The 17,964-nt window shown below is 49.6% G+C and carries 15 protein-coding genes; 9 read left to right on the forward strand and 6 right to left on the reverse strand.

Features of this window, described 5'->3' with window-relative positions:
• Positions 1-4 precede the first annotated feature (4 nt).
• Positions 5-1,297: a glycosyltransferase gene (locus QQL65_RS12465; protein WP_284365045.1), complete on the reverse strand. Its 1,293-nt coding sequence runs from the start codon at positions 1,295-1,297 to the stop codon at positions 5-7.
• Between the two features lie 146 nt (positions 1,298-1,443).
• On the opposite strand from QQL65_RS12465, the gene argC reads away from it, so the two are divergent.
• Together argC and QQL65_RS12475 are read left to right on the forward strand one after the other, a co-directional pair.
• On the forward strand, positions 1,444-2,496 hold the full coding sequence (argC, locus tag QQL65_RS12470) for an N-acetyl-gamma-glutamyl-phosphate reductase (protein WP_284365047.1): 1,053 nt from the start codon (positions 1,444-1,446) through the stop codon (positions 2,494-2,496).
• A 10-nt stretch (positions 2,497-2,506) separates the two neighbouring features.
• The gene (locus tag QQL65_RS12475) at positions 2,507-2,926 is read left to right on the forward strand and encodes a GNAT family N-acetyltransferase (RefSeq protein ID WP_284365048.1); all 420 of its coding nucleotides are present in this window, start codon (positions 2,507-2,509) and stop codon (positions 2,924-2,926) included.
• Between the two features lie 77 nt (positions 2,927-3,003).
• Here QQL65_RS12475 and QQL65_RS12480 read toward each other — a convergent pair whose 3' ends face one another.
• From QQL65_RS12480 to QQL65_RS12490, 3 genes are all read right to left on the reverse strand, one after another.
• Complete coding sequence (locus QQL65_RS12480) at positions 3,004-4,338, reverse strand: NAD(P)/FAD-dependent oxidoreductase (RefSeq protein ID WP_284365049.1); 1,335 nt, start codon at positions 4,336-4,338, stop codon at positions 3,004-3,006.
• 107 nt (positions 4,339-4,445) lie between these two features.
• On the reverse strand, positions 4,446-5,012 hold the full coding sequence (locus tag QQL65_RS12485; RefSeq protein WP_284365051.1) for a MarR family winged helix-turn-helix transcriptional regulator: 567 nt from the start codon (positions 5,010-5,012) through the stop codon (positions 4,446-4,448).
• 128 nt (positions 5,013-5,140) lie between these two features.
• Positions 5,141-6,205 carry a DUF2336 domain-containing protein gene (locus QQL65_RS12490; RefSeq protein WP_284365052.1) on the reverse strand — a complete coding sequence of 355 codons (1,065 nt, stop codon included), beginning with the start codon at positions 6,203-6,205 and terminating at the stop codon, positions 5,141-5,143.
• Between the two features lie 274 nt (positions 6,206-6,479).
• On the opposite strand from QQL65_RS12490, the gene QQL65_RS12495 reads away from it, so the two are divergent.
• Positions 6,480-7,691, forward strand: coding sequence for an LL-diaminopimelate aminotransferase (locus QQL65_RS12495; protein WP_284365055.1), 1,212 nt, complete (start codon positions 6,480-6,482; stop codon positions 7,689-7,691).
• Positions 7,692-7,823: 132 nt separating this feature from the next.
• Here the strand turns inward: QQL65_RS12495 and QQL65_RS12500 are convergent, their stop codons facing one another.
• Complete coding sequence (locus QQL65_RS12500) at positions 7,824-8,183, reverse strand: hypothetical protein (protein WP_284365057.1); 360 nt, start codon at positions 8,181-8,183, stop codon at positions 7,824-7,826.
• 130 nt (positions 8,184-8,313) lie between these two features.
• Between QQL65_RS12500 and QQL65_RS12505 the strand changes: the two genes are divergently transcribed.
• The 6 genes from QQL65_RS12505 to QQL65_RS12530 all read left to right on the forward strand — a co-directional run bounded on the left by QQL65_RS12505 (position 8,314) and on the right by QQL65_RS12530 (position 17,375).
• Positions 8,314-9,987, forward strand: coding sequence for an LTA synthase family protein (locus QQL65_RS12505; RefSeq protein WP_284365058.1), 1,674 nt, complete (start codon positions 8,314-8,316; stop codon positions 9,985-9,987).
• Positions 9,988-10,266: 279 nt separating this feature from the next.
• Positions 10,267-11,616 carry a homoserine dehydrogenase gene (locus tag QQL65_RS12510; protein WP_284366285.1) on the forward strand — a complete coding sequence of 450 codons (1,350 nt, stop codon included), beginning with the start codon at positions 10,267-10,269 and terminating at the stop codon, positions 11,614-11,616.
• 68 nt (positions 11,617-11,684) lie between these two features.
• Positions 11,685-12,674 (forward strand): class II fructose-bisphosphatase, encoded by a 990-nt coding sequence (glpX, locus tag QQL65_RS12515; RefSeq protein ID WP_284365060.1) that lies wholly within the window; start codon positions 11,685-11,687, stop codon positions 12,672-12,674.
• A 74-nt stretch (positions 12,675-12,748) separates the two neighbouring features.
• Entirely contained in the window at positions 12,749-13,645 is an 897-nt protein-coding gene (locus QQL65_RS12520) for a carbohydrate kinase family protein (RefSeq protein WP_284365063.1), read from the forward strand.
• Between the two features lie 505 nt (positions 13,646-14,150).
• Entirely contained in the window at positions 14,151-15,941 is a 1,791-nt protein-coding gene (recJ, locus tag QQL65_RS12525; RefSeq protein ID WP_284365065.1) for a single-stranded-DNA-specific exonuclease RecJ, read from the forward strand.
• A gap of 195 nt (positions 15,942-16,136) precedes the next feature.
• Entirely contained in the window at positions 16,137-17,375 is a 1,239-nt protein-coding gene (locus QQL65_RS12530) for an SAM-dependent methyltransferase (protein WP_284365069.1), read from the forward strand.
• Between the two features lie 47 nt (positions 17,376-17,422).
• Here QQL65_RS12530 and QQL65_RS12535 read toward each other — a convergent pair whose 3' ends face one another.
• Positions 17,423-17,950, reverse strand: a complete 528-nt coding sequence (locus QQL65_RS12535; protein ID WP_284365072.1) for a helix-turn-helix domain-containing protein — start codon at positions 17,948-17,950, stop codon at positions 17,423-17,425.
• Positions 17,951-17,964: the final 14 nt, after the last annotated feature.

Raw genomic sequence — 17,964 nt, forward strand, 5'->3', positions numbered from 1 at the left:
GCCGCTATTGTGCGGCACTGCCTCGACGTACTGCTTCAGACTCATAGTTGGTGATTACGTCACCGATTATATCGCAAGCGCGCTTACAACCATCCTCGGCGTTGAGTTTTGCCGCAATTGCTTCAGCCCCAGCCTTGTAGGCTTTATTTGTCGCTAGCTGTCGCAACGCATAAGCCAAATCATCTGACGTCAATTTACGCAGTGGAACTGGCTTTGGACCGCATCCGAGCTGATGAACTCGGCGACCCCAGAACGGTTGATCCATGGTTTGTGGGACAACAAAGGCAGGTTTGCCCGCATGAAGCCCCGCTGACGTGGTGCCCGCACCACCGTGGTGCACAACGCCCGCAACATATTTGAACAATTTGTCGTGTGGCGCACGGCGTATCGCATAAATACTGTCAGGCAAGTCATCTGGGTTGATGCCACCCCAACCACGACCCACGACCAATCGGCCGCCCCATTTTGCAACAGCTTCTTTCAAAATCTGTGTGTTGCGCTCTGCGCCAAACGGCATTGATCCGAAACCCACATAGATTGGTTTTGAACCGTTGGCCAAAAACTCTTTGAAGCTCTCACTCGGCTCCCAGCCAGTTTGGTCTTTCAATTGCCAATAACCGCATACATGCGCAGATTGCGGCCAATCGTCAGGGCGTCGGCTCACATGAGAAGAGTAGGCATAAAGCGCGGGCAGATCGATGCCATTATTGTCTTTGAAGAAGCCGCCCTTTTTGCGCGGTTCCATGCCCATCAATGCCTTGCGCAATTTATTGCGCGGCCAATCATAAAACATTTGCTGCCAGTTCATCGGCGCATGTGAAATATAATTGAAGGCTGGTCCCAGATCTGGACCATCATAAGCAACAATTGGGAATTCACTGGTTGCGGTTAAAGGCTGCAATGCGGACATCATCACAGGGATGTCCAATGCTTCGCCAATATCGATACAAAATGTCGTATTCATATTGGCAATAAGAAGGTCTGCACCTTGCGCCATTTCCCATGAACGTCGTGCAGCGATTTCGACGATCTTTTGGCCCTGGCGCATCAAACGCGGTGCGCTTGTCAGCACAGATTTGCTGACGATTTCATCCAAATTTGATTGTTTTACAAAGGCTTGGATGTTCCTTCCAAGCGAGAAAAAGTCGAGGCCGTACGCCTCTATCATTTCCCTAAAGTCGTTGGGCGCACCCAATACGACCGAATACCCTCGATCCCGAAGAGCAACTGCCAAAGCCACATAGGGCTGGACATCACCTTGCGTGCCGATCGTGGCGATCGCAATGCGTTTTGCCATCAAAACCTCACTTCCCACAACTCCACAGCGCCTCAAAAAAGCCGCCGCGCCCACTCATCGTACCATTTACAACGCCTTACAGCGCAGATAAAACAGCGCAAACGGACATATTTCTTTCGCACAATCAACCAAAGAGGGCAAGTATCATGAGCCAGAAGCTCAACGCCGCACTGCTGGGTGCCTCCGGATATACAGGGGCAGATTTGATGCGATTGGGCGTCCGTCACCCCAATATTGATTTCACTGTACTCACCGCCAATACGCATGCTGGAAAGCCCGTAGAGGAGGTGTTTCCGCACTTAGGTGGTGTTGACCTTCCACAATTGCAACGTGCTGATGACATTAACTGGTCTGAGCTCGATGTTGTTTTCTGTGGATTGCCACACGCAACTAGCCAGCAAATTGTGTCAGAAATCGTGAAATCGACTGATCGGCCAAAAATTGTTGATATGTCAGCCGATTTCCGGCTGCGTGACCCAGCGCAATATAAGGCGTGGTATGGCAATGACCACGTGGACCCACAATTGCAGGATATCGCGGCCTACGGTTTAACCGAGCATAATCGAGATGCGATTCGCTCGAAACGGATTATCGCGTGCCCAGGTTGCTACCCTACGGCCACATTGATTGCGCTGCTGCCGCTCGCAAAAGCATCTTTGATAAATGTTGAGGCGCTGATCATCGACGCGAAGTCAGGCGTGACCGGCGCGGGCAGGGGATTGAAGCAAAACACGCTGGCGGCTGAGGCAGGCGAAAGCTTGTCACCATATGCAGTTGGTGCCCATCGCCATACAGCGGAGCTTGAGCAAGAAATTGGTGCGGTTTCCGGCAAAGAGATCAAGGTGAATTTCACACCTCACTTGATTCCGATGTCGCGTGGTGAACTGATCACTGCTCACCTTGAGCTGGAAAGTGGCAAGTCAGTCAATGACTTACGGGCAGTCCTGGAATCAAACTACCAAGATGAGCCATTTGTGCGCGTATTGAGTGAAGGCAAGATGCCATCAACTGGCATGGTGCGTGGTTCAAATACTTGCGTCATCAATGTGTTTGAAGATCGAATTCCAGGTCGTGCAATTGTCATTGCAGCGCTCGACAATTTGGTCAAGGGAAGTGCTGGTCAGGCTCTGCAAAACTTCAACGTCGCGTTCGGCATTGAAGAAACGACGGGCCTTAGCCAAATCCCAATGTTCCCGTAATAGGAGAATCATGGCGGAGATTTTCGAATTCTCTGATCGCGGTGAATTGCTGTCGCAAATCGAAGACGGTTTGCGCCAGTTCAACGCGCGAGCAAACCCGGACATTGCCACCGACGATTTTGGTTTTGCGGCGAAAAATGCGCAGGATGAGTTGATTGGCGGTGTGTGGGTGCGCGCAAGGATGGGCGCAGCGGAAATCGACACGCTTTGGGTTGCAGATGGCAACAAGGACAAGGGGCTCGGTTCTAAATTGCTAAGGAAAGCTGAAGCCGAAGCGATAGTTCGTGGCGCTTCGCTGATCCACTTGAACACTTTTGATTTCCAAGCGCCCCGATTCTACCAAAAACACGGCTACGAGATTTTTGGCGAAATCTGCTTCCCAAACGGCACCACGAAATTCTGGATGAAGAAACAGGTTGGAATAATTTAGCCAAATGTTTCAATCGTTTAAATTCGATTTTGGAATCGATTTGCGAGCCTCTTGATTCATTTTGTGAGGCGCATCGTCTATTGTCTGTCTAACATTTTGTACCAAGCAAAGGCCGGTGGCAGCAGGTGTCGCCGCAAGGAGCCGAGTTCAAATTTTCTCATTTGTTTTTGCATACAATACGGATGCGGCATTTTTTGCTGCCCAAGTGCTATATCTGCAACTAGGGCGCCGCAATAGGGTGCCATGCTGACGCCATTGCCATGATATGCCATTGCGGCGAATGCGTTATCCATGCCTCGCAATGGCCCTGCGAACGGCACCAAATTACGAGACATGCAGATAAGGCCCGACCAAAAATATTCGGTTTCCACATTCGCCCACGACGGAAAGAATCGATCAAAATCTGCCCGCGCAACTTGCTCGGTTTGGGCGAGGCTATTCGCGCTAGCTCGAACCGACCCGCGCAAGCCAAAAAGCAGCCTGTTGTCAGGCAATAGGCGGAAATAGTGCAAGAGATTGCGTGCATCCACCACCATTTGGCGGCTAGACCAGCCTTGGGCTGCAATTTCCTCTTGGCTAAGTGGACGGGTGACAAGAATGTTTGACTGAACAGGCATGTATCGCCCGGCGAGCTTTGACGGCACATCGTCACTCGAATAGCCGTTGGTCGCGATCAAGAGCTTTTTTGCACGGATTTGGCCAAGCTTAGTGCGCAATTCAAATCCGTTATGTTCAGAAATATCTTCAACAACGCTGTTCGCATAAATGCGAACGCCTTTCGTTTGCGCGGCCCTTAGCAGCCCACTCATTAGCTTTGCTGGGTTCAATGCAAATCCGACGGGCAAGTTCACTGCGCCGTGGAATTCCTCACTCGCCATGCCGGCACTAATCATGTCTTGCTTATCTAAAAATTGGGATTTAAGCCCATAGCGCCGATAATATTGTTCGCCATACGCCTTTACGGACGCAATCGACTTCTGGTTATGGGCAGCAAAAGTATAGCCGTTCGAATGTCGATCAACGTCAATTTGGTGCTCAACGATTAATCGCTCAACCAAGTCGACAGCAGCTCGTTCTGCCAGAAAATAGCTCTGAGCATCTTCCGTGCCGAATTTCGTTTCAATTTGCTTGTCCGAGAGATTTGAACCGCCAACGGAAACTAGCCCGCCATTGCGGCCAGAAGCGCCCCAGCCAGGTGTTTGGGCATCGACAACCACGACGTCAGCGCCATGTTCAGCGAGTCGAATTGCGGCAGTAATCCCCGTAAAGCCAGCACCCACAATTGCAAAGTCGCAACTAATGTCGTCAGTAACCGAGGGGAAACTCAATTCGTCTTTTGCGAGAAATTGGTTCCAATAGCAGCGCTCAATTGGCCCATCGCCGTAAGCAAAGTGCTCATAAATCCGCTTCATTGCGCCTCCACATTGCTTACTCGCCATATTGCAGAGTTAGATTGACGCAAACGTACGATTTCGCAAGCAAATTTCAAATTCACTTGGCGCAATAGTGCCCAGTTGAGTTACCCAAACAAGCTTAGTTGCGGAAGCGTGTCGACGTCATTTTGCTTATCGGCATGCTCCTTCTTTTTAGTTTTTTGCTTGGGCTTGGAATGTTTTCTCGGCTGTGTAGGCGGTTCGACCGTTTCTTCTATTTCAGCTTCAATTGCTGGAGCTGCTTGATGTTGAACTCCTGTCGCTACTATGAACAGTGGGGCCAGTAGATCATCCATCTCGTCTGACATCCGCGTGTATGCAGTTTGTCCCTGCAAGCGCAGTTCTTCGCCTTTCTTGCTCAAAATGAAGTGTTTTGCGCGCGCGTCACGTTTGCATGGTTTTACCCTGACAAGCTTGCGCTTTTCCAGCTTGTCCATCATCGCGCTCGCCGATGCTTTGTTGACGCCCATGGCGGTCACAATGTCGTGCAAGTGCTGGCCATGAAAGTCTTCTTTCTCGCTCAGAACGGCTTGTTCATGCACAGCGCATAGATATTCAAACTCGCTATAGCTCAAGCCGAGCGAGTTAGCGTTCTTCATCCAAAAACGGTGTGTTAGACGGTGGATCTGTTCCAGCTTAAGTGCAAGAGACATGATTGGGACCTAATCAAAGCAAGAATGTTCGGTTTGCGCACTAAATGCAGCGCAAGCCGTTGCGTCAATTGGAAAAACACAGACCGCAAGACCATCCACAATTTTGCAAATGTTTGCGCAGTGCCTGTCTAGCTGACTTTGACGATCACATTGACCATGCGAAGCGTAACCCGTGCGTGATCTGGATCGAGTTGATCATATTGGTCAAAGATTTTGTTCGGGTCATTGGATGGAATACGCAGCTGGCTGGTGCGCAGAGCATCAATGAGCGCATATACTTCAAACGAGAGTTCGAGTGCGCCCGCAATTAGGGCCAAGAAGTCACCTTTGATATTCACAATGCCCTTATTGACTTCTTCCTCTGGCAGGTTTGCGGCCCATGCCATCATGGTGGCAATCGATTTTAGGCGCGATTGTTCTGCCAATAGCTTTATTGCTTGCTCAAGAGATCGGTGACCGCCTTCAACTTGTTGGATCAGCGCAACGGTTTCAATTCGATCCGGGTTATCGTCGGTTTTGCCTTCTTCGGTTAAGCGCTGCGATTTTTTGATCAACCGATGAAGCAGGGTGCTGTCACTTTGTACAAGCTGGTCAAGAATAGCTTTTCCGTCTGCATCCACATGGTCCAAGATGTGTTGTGCAGTTTCGGCCGGCAAATCTTCGCGCGTAATCAGCGCCTGCATAATTCGCTCGTCGGTCTCGCTGTTCTTCGCCAGTGTAGAAAAACCGTTGCTTGAGATTTTTGCCGTCTCATTTTGCGCGACAGACTGCATCACCACGCCTTCTTCAAACTTAATCAGATTGTCAGTAACATTCGCCGACAAATGCTCGCGCTTAGAGATTGCTAGCCGGTGTTCCGTCGATGCTTTGTTTGCAACTTCAATCAGGTCAGTTTCTTCCAACTGTTTTGATCGTTGCAACACAGGTTCTGCCACCTCAACATCGTCAGCAAACGCCAAGGCCTTCACCAGGTCGAGCGGAGAACCACAAGAATCGCAAACTTGGTTTGCCAGTTCGACTTGTACGCTCTGCGCCATCTCGCTGAGCAGTCTGCATAGGACCTCGCCAAACACACTGACTTGGTCGTTGGTGGCACGTCCATTGGAATGAAGGAATAGTTTGACAACTTCATGCGCTAGCTTGCGTCGTTCGCTATTGTCCTGCGCAGATTTGACCTTTTCAAGAAGTTCCATCGTCACCATCCCAAACTGATGTTCTCATCTTGGATGGATTGGCTTGAGAATGTGTGTGTGAACACAAACAATTTTTCATTAAAATGCGTGCGAAAGGCATCAACTAGAATTGGACATTGGCCAGGACAACTTCTAACAAGCCCGAAAAAGCGCAAGGTGGTTCTCAATTATTCTTTTAAAAACCACATTCATTCATAATAGATGCTATAGCGCAGATTGCGCGACGTGCATGTTGCACCGCATTAACCCCTAATATGAGGTCGAAAGAGAGAAAATGACCGAAGAGTTTCACCGCATCCGCAGACTACCCCCTTACGTGTTTGAGCATATCAATCCGATCAAGGCGGCGGCGCGAGCGGCGGGCACGGACATTATCGATCTCGGCATGGGCAACCCAGATTTGCCGACGCCAAAACATATTGTTGAAAAGCTGCAAGAAACGGTCAAAGACCCGCGCACGCACCGCTATTCAGCGTCTCAGGGTATACCGGGGCTGCGCAAGGCTCAGGCATCCTATTATGGCCGCCGGTTTGGCGTGAAGCTTGATCCAGATACACAAGTTGTTGCAACGCTCGGTTCAAAAGAGGGCTTTGCCAACATGGCGTCAGCCATCACGGCGCCGGGCGACGTCGTTTTGGTGCCAAACCCAACTTATCCGATTCACTCATTTGGGTTTATCATGTCCGGTGGCGTTGTGCGCTCTATGCCAGCTGAGCCAAACGAGCATTTCTTTGAAGCGCTAGACCGTTCAGTGCGTCACTCAATTCCAAAGCCAATCGCTTTGATTCTGAACTATCCAGCCAACCCAACTGCTTATGTAGCAGATTTGGACTTCTACAAACGCGTAGTTGATTACTGTAAAAAGCACGAAATCTTCATCCTGTCGGATCTGGCTTATTCAGAAATCTATTTCGAAGATACGCCGCCACCATCAATTCTTGAGGTGCCGGGGGCAATGGACATCGCTGTGGAATTTACGTCGATGTCAAAAACCTTCTCCATGCCGGGTTGGCGCATGGGTTTTGCAGTAGGCAACGAGCGCCTGATTAAGGCACTTAAGCGCGTAAAGTCCTATTTGGATTATGGCGCATTTACGCCGATCCAAGTGGCTGCCGCAGCGGCGCTTAACGGACCAGACGATTGCGTGAAAGAAGTGCGCGACATCTATAAACATCGTCGCGATGTTTTGGTCGAGAGTTTTGCGCGGGCAGGGTGGGACGTAACGCCACCACCGGCCACGATGTTTGCATGGACACCAATTCCGGATCAGTTTGCGCATCTTGGCTCAGTCGAATTCGCAAAGATGTTGATCGAGCAGGCAGATGTGGCCGTAGCGCCCGGTTTGGGCTTTGGCGAATATGGCGACAACTATGTGCGCATTGCATTGGTGGAAAACGAACAACGCATCCGCCAAGCCGCACGCAACATCAAAAAGTTTATGTCGAACAACGGCAACGGCAGCAATGTTGTGCCGATGAGCAAATAACCAATCTTGGTCTAACGAGTATTTTGTAAAAACGCAGTGTCGGTAACCGGCGCTGCGTTTTTTGTGTTAGTTTTTATTTTTGTGAAATGAAGCTTGGCCCAATAGCCAACTTAAGTATAGTGCAGCCCTGTTTCAAATTTGTGACGTTGCTTTTGTGAAAACTAGATTTATTGTATTTTTTTTATCAGTGGCAGTTGGGTTGTTTTTCGTTCCGCTTCTCTTGCGGACACTCGCAGCTGACTCTCTTGCCCTAAACCCTTCTATTATGGACATGCGCGCTTCGGCTTTCGATTTTCTGATTGTTGCCGTCATCTTGTTTGTTTTCAGTTTCATATCTGGTGGGCTCAACCCAATCATAACGGCAGTGGTGATCGCATTGTTCGGTTTAATCACGTTGTGCAACATGGAGTTTGTTCGCGTATTTGGCGAGCCGATAGAGTTTAGGCAAGCGGGATACCTTTTTGATCCAACGTTTTTCTTCGGTTCTGCCATCAGAGTTTCGACCCCCTGGGTTTTTGCTGTTTATGGTGCAGTTGTTGCTGGGGTGATTTGGTCAGCCAAGAGCTTGGAATTGGACATCAAACGAAAGATGTTTTTGTCTGCCGCTGTTGGGTGCTCAATATTGTTGTTGTTGCCGAACAACAGTAATACCGCCGCGTGGCGTGAGCTGAGTGTGTTACAACATAGCAGTCAGAGTTTTTTCAATGCCGTCAACGGGCGACAAGAATATCACGCCGCACTCGAGATCAGTGCCGAGGCATTTGCGGAGGTTGAACGCAGTCTAAAGCATGATGTTGATGGAGTGTCTCTGATTAATGAGCCGCTTAACAAACCCAACATCCTGCTAATTGTCTTGGAAAGTGTAGCTGGTCCCTTTTTGCCTTCAATCGCTTTGCAGCATGGCGTAGACAGTGATGTCAAAATGAGAAACTTGGATGAATTCTCTAAGCGCGGGCTTTCATATTCTCGTTTTATGACGCATCAGGTGCAGACCATGCGCGGAACCTATGCAATGTTATGTGGTGATCTACCCCGTTTTTCATTTGAAATGCCAAAACTAGAGGTTGCTGCCCTAAGTGGAAATCGGTTGCGATGTCTGCCACAAGTGCTCAAAGATCATGGTTATTCAACAAACTACCTACAAGCCGCGCCGCTGTCATACTCCAATAAGGACACGGCATTGCCATTGATTGGTTATGATGTAGCACAAGGAGCAGAGTGGTTCGGGAAAGACTTGGTTGGGGCTGGCTGGGGTGTTGGCGATGATGCATTGTTCCAAGAAGCTTTAAAAATAGTATCTTCGCTAAATGACAAAGATCAGCCTTGGTTCTTAACAGTACTCAATGTGGGCACTCACCATCCGTTTGATCAGGTGCCTAGCAGTTTTGTTGGTAGCAGCGACCAAAAGACCCGTTCATTTGAATATCTTGATTATGAGCTGGGCAAGTTTATCAACCAGTTGTCAGATCGACGAGACCTGTCGAACACACTCATTGTAATCACCAGTGATGAAGCAGGTGGTTTGATGGGGCGGGGGACGCCTGCTGTGCAAAAATTGGCGCGCAACCTTGGTACAATGACGATGGTTCACCCATCCCTGCCATCACGGCGCATCGACGACGTTTTCGGACAAATTGATTTTGCGACGACCATTGTCGATTTACTTGGTATAACGGGGGAGACCCAGTTTCAAGGACGATCAGCTTTTCGAGAGTACATTAAGCCTCGCAAAATCTTCGCATTTCACAATTATGGAGGTACGCTCTTCGAGCTTTCACAAAATATGGTTGTGATGTGTACAGTAGAGCTAAGCAAGTGCGAGTGGTTTGAAATGCCCGGCGGTCAACTTGGCAAGTTGAGCCAAACTTCATCGAAAAACGCTATTCCGCCCACCATGCTAGCAGCACTGGAGTTGAGCGAACCACGAGTGCCGGACGTCGAATTCAAGCTCATGGAAGAAGATCAGCAATTTACCATTGAAGATGACGGCGCGTACGTTTTTTGCTGCCAATATATGAAGTTGGCAGGCAATCGCTCTTTGCTAATCGATTTGCACATTGAGTTTGAGCCCGAAATCGATGGGGTAGCTCTCCACTTCGATGTTGTTAGTAACAAAAATGGCGTGTTCACAACGCATTATCAAAAAACTGAGCAAGCGAATAGCGCCGGAAGTTTTGTTTTGCGCAAACTACTTCGATTTACAAAAGACATCGAGGAAGTTGAAGTGCGGATGCATGTAGATGGAGCCTCAAAATTAGTTTCGAAAAAAGCAATTCTTCAAGTTCAATCATTCTAGTTGCGCTGCTATAGGATTTGCTGGTTGACGAATAGGACATTTCCTATTTAAGTGCGGGCGATGTGTTTGCATGCTGGCAATTTTGCCGTCATCCACAAACGAGTGCGTAGAAAAATGTCTGAGTTAGAACAGTTCCGAATGCGGGTTGAGCGCTTTATTGAACGCCACAACTGGACAGCCACGCGATTTGGCCGTGAATTGGCCGCCGATCCCCAATTTGTATTCAACTTGCGCGAAGGCCGAGAGCCTCGCGCAGAAACACGAAACAAGATTTCCGACATGATTCAAAAAATTGAAAAAGAAAACTCAAATGCAGGCGCACCAATTCGAATTGGGGTGGCGGGTGTCGGCACGGTCGGGGCTGCATTGGTCAATATGTTGCAAGACCAACAAGATGATGTGCAAAAGCGCTTTGGTCGCGATATCGAGGTAACAGCTGTTTGTGCACGCTCTCGTTCAAAGGATCGCGGTGTCGATTTGAGCGCTGTAGAATGGTTCGATGATCCGGTCCAGCTTGCAAAATCCGATTCTATCGATCTCTATGTGGAATTGATGGGGGGCGAAGATGGTCCTGCACTTGCAAGCATACGCGCTGCGCTTGAGGCAGGCATTCCTGTTGTAACGGCAAATAAAGCGCTGATTGCCAAGCACGGCGTTGAAATTGCGCGGCTGGCGGAAAAATATCAAACATCATTCAGTTTCGAAGCAGCGGTGGCTGGCGGTATTCCGGTGATCAAAACATTGCGCGAAGGCTTGGGTCTTGCGCGGGTGCAGCGCGTTTACGGCATCATGAACGGGACGTGTAACTACATCCTGACACGCATGTCGAACGAAGATATATCCTTTGCTGCTTGCCTGAAAGATGCGCAGGAGCTTGGTTATGCTGAAGCTGACCCAACTTTTGATATTGAGGGATTTGACACAGCGCACAAACTAGCGATTGTCACAAGTCTTTGCTTTGGAACTGAAATTGCTGCCGACGAGATGTTCGTAGAAGGAATCACACGCATTGATCAGGCAGATATCAAAGTGGCAGACGATTTGGGCTTCAACATCAAATTGCTCGGCGTCGCTCAGCGCACGCCTGACGGTATCGAGCAGCGTGTTCACCCGACCTTGATCCCCAAGACATCGACAATTGCAGGAATTGATGGGGTATTGAACGCTGTGGCACTTGAAACCAACCATGTGCAAGAACTGCTGATGGCGGGGCCAGGCGCAGGCGGTGATGCAACAGCGGCTTCAGTGTTGGCGGACATTTTTGATAGTGCACGCGGTACATTGGTGCCGCCACTCGGTATGCCGGTAGACGAGCTCGCGCCATACAAAAAGGCGCGCATGCGTGCACATGAAGGTGGCTACTTCATACGACTAAATGCTAGGGACATTCCGGGCGCGCTAGCTGCTATAGCGTCTCGCATGGGTGAGAGTGACATTTCGCTGGAAAGCGTCATCCAACGTCCAGATTTGGTTGTTAATGATCCTGAGGCGGGTGATGTGGCAACTCGGACAGTGGTTTTGATCACTCAAGAGACAATGGAACAGTCTGTGCGCCAGACGCTTGATCAGGTCGCGCAAGACGGATTTATTGTTGGCACTCCGCAAGTTATTCGTATTGAACGGTTCTAATTGCCTGCGCAATTGACCAATTCAATCGAAATCACCGTTTTGGGGACAGACACAAGAAGGCGTCAATTATGGCACATACTGCGAAATCAGCACTAAGCGAACCAGCAATCGTCGATCGCAACCTGACACTAGAAATCGTACGGGTAACCGAAAATGCGGCAATTGCTGCTGCCGAATGGCGCGGAAAAGGCGATGAAAAGTCTGCTGACCGCGCTGCTGTGGAAGCGATGCGCGAAGAGCTGGGCAAAGTTACCGTTGCTGGTCGGGTGGTCATTGGCGAAGGCGAGCGCGACGAAGCGCCAATGCTTTACATCGGCGAAGAAGTTGGCTTAGGCGAAGGCGCCAAAGTAGACATCGCTGTTGATCCGTTGGAAGGCACAACATTGTGCGCAAAAAACCAGCATGATTCTTTGGCAGTTTTGGCCATGGCCGAGCGCGGCGGCTTGTTGCACGCCCCAGACGTCTACATGGAAAAAATCGCTGTTGGTCCGGGCTACGAGCCAGGCATCGTGCAGCTTGACCGTTCAATTACAGAAAATGTGCAGGCTGTTGCCAAGGCACGAGGTGTGTCGGCTGCAGAGATCACTGTTTGTGTGCTTGACCGTCCACGTCACGCAAAGATCATTGATGAGCTGCGCGAACTTGGCGCATCCATTAAGCTGATCAACGATGGCGATATTGCTGGCGTAATTCACACAACTGACCGCGAAGAAACTGGCATAGATATCTATGTTGGTACTGGCGGCGCACCAGAGGGCGTGCTGGCTGCTGCGGCGTTGCGCTGTGTTGGTGGGCAAATGCAAGGTCGTCTTGTTTTGGACACTCAAGAAAAGCGAGAGCGCGCTGCGCGCCTTGGCATTGAAGACCCAGATCGCATTTATGATGTAACCGACTTGGCATCTGGCGACGTCTTGTTTGCCGCAACCGGTGTAACAGATGGCTCAATGCTTGACGGCGTGAAAATCCGTCCGAATTACTTTGAGACATCAACAATCGTTATGCGTTCTTGGTCGAAAACAGTGCGCTGGATTGATGCACGCCATTTGCGCGACAAATAGTCGACACATCACGCGACATTCTGATAATGAATTTGAGGCACCCAAACTGGGTGCCTCTTCTTTTTGGGGTGACAATGTCGAAAAATCAAAACGTTTTGGTTCTTGGTGGCGCAAGTTGGAACACGATGATCTATTTGGAGCAATTGCCTGACGGTATCCCAAAAACGATAGCAGATGCGCAGTTCCATGATGGCGCTGGATCAACCGGCATTGGCAAGGCGTTTGCGCTGAAACAATTTGGGTATGATCCCGCATTGCAAATCGTGATTGGTGACGATGAGCGTGGCAAGAAGATCATGGCCGAGTGTACGACACGCGGCGTAAAAACGATCGTAGACTTGGATCATGCGCCAACCCCACAGCACTACAATCTAATGGACAAAGATGGGCAGCGTATCTCAATTTTTAGGGAAAATGGGGCCGCTGATCCTAAGGTGCAGACTGACCGCCTAGCGCCCATCATCGCAAAGTCAGACACAATCTTCCTCAACATCACCGCATCAAGTGTGCCAGTGTTGCCCTTGCTTGAGCGGGCGAAGGCTAAAGTCTATGTCGATTTGCACGATTACGATGGCCAGAACCCATGGCATGAACAGTTTATCGTACACGCGGATATGGTGCAGTTGTCTGATGAGCAATTGGAACAACCAGAAATGGTCGTTCGGAGCCTATTGGAGCGAGGTATGGAGCTTGTTGTTCTTACAAAGGGCAAAGAGGGCTCAACGCTTTATACCGCAGATGAATTTATCGAGATCGCTCCTTGCGAGGCGAGTGTAAAAGACGCGAATGGTGCAGGGGACACTTTCGCTGTCGCCCTATGGCACGCACTGCAAGAAGGTATGTTGCTTGAAATTGCGGGAAAATTTGCTGCATCGGCAGCGGCACTGTGTGTTGAAAGCGTGGATATCGTGCCGAGAACCCTTACCACTGACGCCGCAAATCAACGCATGAACCGTTCAAAAATCAATTAGCGGGGCAAAAAGCCCCGCTAACCGGACGCGCAATTGCACGCCATTTTAATAAAAGTTGAGCTGTTTTGCTATGCGCAACGCAAGCTGCGTTGGACACAATGGGCGCGAAACAGCGAGTAAGTGCACAACAACTGATGTCCTACCATCAAGAGTTATGTGTTGATCACTCAAATTGACCACTCGCACCGCGTTCGTGTGTTCAGACGAAAACAGGGTCGCAGCCGAAGCGAACCAACTAGTTTTGCCTAAAGTGTTCTTCGCGAATGCTTGATATAAGTAGTTTTAACTACGTAATTTCAGTATTCGCATGTCTAAAATGAAAAATACTCAATATTGATCGATTTTGTCGTACAATAGATGAAATAAATGTAAAATACAGCATAAATGTATGATAATTGCTGTACGCAATTGGCCGTATACATTTGGCTTCTGCCTATTTGTTCCTCAACACGAAAATTTGGAGTTTTCACTCGACGAATGGCAGCTTGGGCGCTAGCAATTAGCTATGTTGCAGCAAACTAGATACTTCTTAGGTGTTGAAAAGTCCGTCTCTGGTCGCCAATGGCTTGATCGGCTTGACGAAAATTCGGTTCGCACCGCCACAGCAATGAGCCAGCAAATCGAAGTCAGCGAGATTGTTGCGCGCGTGATGGCCGCGCGTGGTGTGGCCTTGGAAGAAGCAGAACAATTCCTGGCGCCAACAATTCGAGATCTTATGCCAGACCCGGATCAACTGACCGGAATGAGCCAATTGGTTGAACGGCTAGTTTCAGCTGTAGTGAATAACGAACAGATCGCGTTGTTTGGCGACTACGATGTGGATGGTGCAACGTCGGTGGCGTTGATGACCCGCTACCTGTCTGGAATAGGGCTTGATCCGCTCATCTACATCCCTGATCGCATATTTGAAGGCTATGGGCCAAACAACGGTGCGATCGACCAGCTAATCAACGATGGGGCAACGCTCATCGTGACACTTGATTGCGGCACAACCAGCCACGGCCCAATCGCTCACGCGAAGTCAAAGAATGTAGATATTGTGGTGATTGATCACCACTTGGTAGAAGGCGAGTTGCCAAGCGCCGACGCGTTAGTCAATCCAAACAGGCCAGACGATATTTCAGGGTTGGGGCACCTTTGTGCCGCAGGCGTTACTTTTATGGTGCTTGTTGCGCTCAATAGGCGCTTGCGCGATGAGGGTGTTTCGCCCTTGCCCGATTTGATGGCAATGACGGACCTGGTTGCGCTGGGCACCGTTTGTGATGTGGTGCCGCTAAAGGGATTGAATCGCGCATTTGTACAGCGCGGTATTGAAGTTATGCGTAAAGGTTCAAATATGGGCATCGCGTCACTTGCAATGGCGGCACGCGTGTCCGGTCCTTTAAATCCCTATCATCTGGGATTTGTTGTGGGTCCGCGAATTAATGCCGGTGGACGCATTGGCGATGCGGGGCTGGGAGCGAAACTGTTGGCAACCAGCGATGAGCACGACGCTATGCATATTGCCGCGCAGCTTGACCAACTTAATACCGAACGACAGCAGATCGAGAAACAAGCCGTGGATGAAGCTGTTGCTGTGGCCGAGGCGGAAATTGGCGAAAGCGACGGGCCGCCGGTTATTGTGGTGGCTTCGCCGGATTGGCATCAGGGCGTTGTTGGTCTGGTTGCCGCACGGCTAAAGGAGCGGTTTAACCGACCCGCATTTGCTATTTCACAACGTCCAGATGGAAGTGGCACGGGGTCGGGCCGTTCGATTTCTGGAGTTGATCTTGGTGCCGCTGTTCTGGAGGCTGTAAGCAAGGGCATTATCCCCAAAGGTGGCGGCCACGCGATGGCTGCGGGGATTTCTGTCGCATCAGGAGAAATTGGCCCGTTCCGCACATTCCTTTGCGAAAAGCTTGAAGACGCGGTAGCAGCAGCACAAAAAGACAGTGGAATCAAAATTGATGCTGCGCTTACAGCGCGCGGCGCCACCGTTGATTTCCTTCACTCTATTGAAAAGGCAGGGCCATTTGGCTCAGGCAACCCTGGTCCAGTGTTTGCGCTGCCCGCGCATCGAGTTACTTTTGCCGATATTGTTGGGGTTGGCGGACATGTAAAAGTTAGCATGGTTTCGCAAGATCGGGCGCGGATCAATGGCATCGCATTCAGGGCCGCCGGTTCAGCGCTTGGACAATTTTTACTTGAAGCAAGAAATTCTGATCCGATTCATGTGGTTGGCACGTTATCAATAAACCATTGGCAAGGCCGAGAAGAGGTGCAGCTAAGGATTATGGATGCGGCGCCAATCGGCTGATCCAAAAGCCGAATGCACCCCAAAATTAACGCTAAATCAATGGCTTGTGAAATGGGGTTGCAACAAAAAAACAGCCTCGTTAAACTTCTATTAGTAATTTGAGGGAGGCCTTGGCGTAGCGGATTTAAAGGCTTTAGCGCAGATTTGTGCGATTTTTTATAGTCTTATCCCGCGCGATATACGCCGGAAAGTGGTATGAGTGACTTTGCACTAGATCGCGCGAACACATCAAACTCCGTGTGGTCAAAAATAGTATCTAACCTTGTCGGCTGGATCGGGAAACGGTCTGTTGGTCGAATCAAACATGGCTGTCTGAAGATTATTTTGCCTTCAGGCAAAACCATAAATTTGGGCGATCCCGCAAATGCCGGACCTCACGCGCAGCTTAAACTGAACAATTTCAATGTAATTCGTGAATCGGCCCGACGCGGCACTGTAGGCTTTGCGGCCGCTTACATGAACGAAGACATTGAAGTTGATGACCTAGTGAAGGTTTTCACCTTCTTCCTGCTTAATCGTGAACAACTGGTGGGCAAAAAGCCAAACCTGTTCCGACGTGCAGCGCACGACATGGCGTACCATCTATCGCGGCGTAATACGAAGGAAGGCTCAAAGAAGAACATCTCAGAGCACTATGATTTGGGCAACGACTTCTATTCGTTATGGCTTGACCCATCGATGGTCTATTCGTCAGCTCTTTTCAATGATGAAAATCAAACGCTTACCGATGCGCAGTGGGCAAAGAACCATCTGGTTGCCGACATGGCAGGAGTTAAGAAAGGCGCATCTGTTCTCGAAATTGGTTGTGGTTGGGGCGCGTTTGCCGAAACCGTTGCCAAAGATTATGCCGCGACACTAAAGGGCATTACGCTTTCAACGGAACAACTCAAATTTGCCAAACACCGCATGGAAGAACACGGCCTATCCGGCAAAACCGAGTTGGTGATTGAAGATTATCGAGACACTGAAGGTCAGTTTGACCATGTTTGTTCAATTGAAATGATCGAAGCCGTGGGGGAAGATCATTGGCCAGTTTATTTCAAAACCGTACATGACCGTCTCAAACCTGGCGGAACTGCTGCGATTCAAGCGATTACGATCAACGAAATTGATTTTGAGCACTATCGCAAAAACGTTGATTTCATCCAGCGCTACATTTTCCCCGGGGGTATGCTTCTCACCGAAACGGCGATGAAAGAGCAGGGCGATGCCGCAGGACTGACCCTTGAGCGGCAAGAACTCTTTGGTCAATCATACGCCAAAACCTTGCGTATTTGGCGCGAGAACTTCCTTGAAGCATGGCCAGAGATTGAAAAGCTAGGCTTTGACGATGTGTTCAAACGCAAATGGGTCTATTATCTGAGCTATTGCGAAGCTGGTTTTGCTGAAGAGATGATCGACGTGGGCGTCTATCAATATCGGCGCAACGACTAAGAAGACGACCCTAATGGGGAGGCGTTCTCGCTTCCCCGGCAATCATACTATTTCTTTATGAAATCTGCCTTCGAGTTGCGCAACTCATGTTCGCGCATGCGCTTTTGAAATTGGCGTTGCTCCCAATCGGGACCAAAAAACTTCAAAAAACCAAATACGGTCAAGAGATGCATGGCAATTGCAAAGGCCCATGGACCAATCGCCCAAACAACCCACCAAACGCCAGGCGTCAGCCAAGCATTGAAGGCCACGAGACAGGGCGCAACAATGATGAAGACAATTAGATGCTTGTAGAAGTCCTTTAGGTTCTTCACGTATTTTATTGCTTCAGATTCTAAATATGACTTTGAATTATCGTCTTCTAGATGTGTGTCTTCTGCTGAATGCGCCATTTTTTGTTCCTCAATGAGTGTGGCAACATTGGTTTCAAAAACGGCGGCAAGGCATTTTAAAGACTCAAGGTTTGCGGTCCGTCCAGCCTCTAGGCGCTGGACAGTGCGTGTGCTAATCCCTGCTGCTTCTGCGAGTTGTTCTTGTGTCCATCCGCGTTCGGTTCTTCGTCCAATAATGCTCATTTTGTTTCCTGTCA

This window comes from Maritalea porphyrae (assembly GCF_030159895.1).
GTDB lineage: Bacteria > Pseudomonadota > Alphaproteobacteria > Rhizobiales > Devosiaceae > Maritalea > Maritalea porphyrae.